This window comes from Paracraurococcus lichenis, from assembly GCF_030657435.1.
GTDB classification, from domain to species: Bacteria; Pseudomonadota; Alphaproteobacteria; order Acetobacterales; family Acetobacteraceae; genus Paracraurococcus; species Paracraurococcus lichenis.
The window spans coordinates 1-2347 of the sequence record NZ_JAUTWS010000245.1 but is presented as its reverse complement, the minus strand read 5'-3'; the positions used below and the strand labels follow the sequence as shown (position 1 = coordinate 2347).

The window sequence follows — 2347 nt, the reverse complement described above, 5'->3', positions numbered from 1 at the left end:
ACTCTTCGGCGGCGCTCACCCACCGTGGCCACTTGGGCCGTGACGATCTCGGCCTGTAATGCCGCGGTGAGATGCTTCACCTCCTCAAGGCTGAGCCCGAGATCGGCCAGCCCGCCCGCCTCGCTACGCTCGATCCGGGCGAGTTCGGTCTCCGTCGTCCCTTCAGCCTCCTCGGGCACCAGTGTCAGCCGCCATACCCGCTTTGGCACCGGCGTCGCTCCTTCGCCCCCACACCCGAGGAGCTTACCAGATAGGCGCCCTCGCGACTCTTTCCCCCACAGCTTTGCATGCTCTCTGGAGGTCTGGTCCTCCTCTATGAGCGGACATAAAGCTGGCCAAACAGGATCCACCTCGTGGCCTGGTCTGGCCGAAAACGGCCTGTCCGCTCTTATGGCAGGACCGCATAGATGGCGGGCCTACGTGCTCCGCTTACCCTGGCCGTCCTGACCCAATCAGTCGCCCAGGGTGTTGGGTTCGCTGGCGGAGAGAACCGAGCGGTGATGTCCGCCTGCGCTATGGCACCTAACCACAGCGGACGGACATGCCGCCGTCGACCACCAGTTCGGTGCCAGTCACGAAGCGCGCCTCGTCGGAAGCAAGGAACAGCACAGCGTTGGCGGTGTCCCGCCCGTCGCCGGCAAAGCCCAGCGGGATGCGCGCCAAGCGCTGCTTCACAATCGCCTCCACATCGCCGCCGGCGCGCTGGCCTGCGAGGCGGACCTCCACCATCGGGGTGTGCATCTGCCCCGGCACCACCGTGTTCACCCGGACCCCTTTCGCGGCATATTGCACCGCGACCACGCGCGAGAGCTGGATCACCCCGGCCTTCGACGCCGCATAAGCGACCTGCGCCGCACCGGTCCAGCGGATGCCGGAGGTCGAGGCGAGGTTCACCACCGCGCCACTGCCCTGCCGCTCCATCACTGGCAGCACGTGCTTGAGGGTCAAGAAGACGCTCTTCAGATTGGTGTCGACCTGCAGGTCCCAGACCTCTTCGGTCATCTCCACCGGGCCACCGGCGGCCGAGCCGCCGACATTGTTCACCAGCACGTCGATCCGGCCATGGCGCGCGACTACGTCGGCTACCAGCCGGGCAATGGCGGCGCTGTCGGTCACGTTGAGCACCGCCGTCTCGAAGCGGCCGCCCTCGGCGGCGATCCGCTCGGCCGTCTCCGCCATGCTCTCCGGCGCGCGGTCCACGCCGATCACCGTCGCCCCCTCGCGCGCCAGCCCGACGGCGATGGCCCGGCCGTTGCCCCAACCAGGCCCGACGCACCCCGCGCCGGTGACGATGGCGATCTTGCCCGCGAAACGCTGCGACATGCTTCTGCTCCCCATGGATGTCGATGGTTGGCGCCCCCGGTGCGCCGTCAGTCGAGGACGATGTTCGCGGCCTGCGCCACGCGCCGCCAGCGCGCGATCTCGGCCCGCTGAAAGGCGGCGTAGTCCTTGGGCGTGCCGCCGGCGACGGTGTAGCCGCCCGCCTCCAGCGCCGCGGCCACCGCCGGCTCGCGCAGGATCGCGGTGATCCCGGCAGCGATCCCGCTACAGAGCGCGGGCGGTGTGGTGGCCGGGGCCATCACCGCCTGCCAGGAACTCACCTCGAAGTCGGGCAGCCCGGCCTCGGCCGCTGTCGGCACCTCCGGCAGCAGCGGGCTGCGGTGAGCGGCGGTCACCAGCAGCGCTCGCAGCCGCCCATCCCGCACCGGACCGATGACGGAGCCGAGCCCTTGAAAGGAGACCTGCACCGTCCCGGCGAGCTGGTCCATAACCGCTGAGGCGCCGCCGCGGGATGGCACATGTGTCGCCTCGGTCCCTGTCATCTGAGTGAAGAGCTCCATGGTCAGGTGCGGCGAGGAGCCGATGCCGCTGGTGGCATGAAAGACCTGGCCACGGCGCGCCTTCATCCAGGCGATCAGCTCCGCAAGGTTGTGTACCGGAGCTGCCTCCGGATTCACGACCAGGACATTCGGCGTGGTGACAGCCAGCGTCACCGGCGCAAAGTCGGTCACCGGGTCGTAGCCCGGGTTGCGGTAGAGCACGGTGTTCAGCGCAAAGACGCCAATCGAGCCGACCATCAGTGTGTGGCCATCGGGCGTGGCGCGCGCGAGGAGCCGCGCCGCCAACTGCCCGTTCGCGCCGGGGCGGTTCTCTACGACCACAGGATGCCCACTGCGTTCCGCCAGCCGGGTGCTGAAGGCCCGCGCCGAGATGTCTGAGGCGCCGCCGGGCGCGAAGGGGACCAGCAGGGTCACCGGGCGGGTGGGCCAAGCGGCCTGCGCCAGGGCCGGCCCGGCAAATCCGAGCCCAGCTGCCAGACCCAGCGCGTGGCGACGCGTGACGTGGT

General features: G+C 69.5%; 3 protein-coding genes. All 3 read right to left on the bottom strand.

Features of this window, described 5'->3' with window-relative positions; translation table 11 throughout:
• Window positions 1-209 (bottom strand): hypothetical protein (locus Q7A36_RS39355; RefSeq protein WP_305109240.1); only part of this gene is annotated, 209 nt, incomplete at its 3' end.
• Between the two features lie 313 nt (window positions 210-522).
• A complete protein-coding gene (locus tag Q7A36_RS39350; RefSeq protein ID WP_305109239.1) occupies window positions 523-1323 on the bottom strand; it encodes an SDR family NAD(P)-dependent oxidoreductase in 801 nt (266 codons plus the stop codon).
• A gap of 47 nt (window positions 1324-1370) precedes the next feature.
• On the bottom strand, window positions 1371-2347 hold a 977-nt coding region (locus Q7A36_RS39345), incomplete at its 5' end, for a Bug family tripartite tricarboxylate transporter substrate binding protein (protein WP_370655803.1).

Excerpts from the sequence above, each read along its gene's own strand:
- Q7A36_RS39350 (WP_305109239.1), bottom strand. The coding sequence starts at position 1,323 with ATGTCGCAGCGTTTCGCGGGCAAGATCGCCATCGTCACCGGCGCGGGG.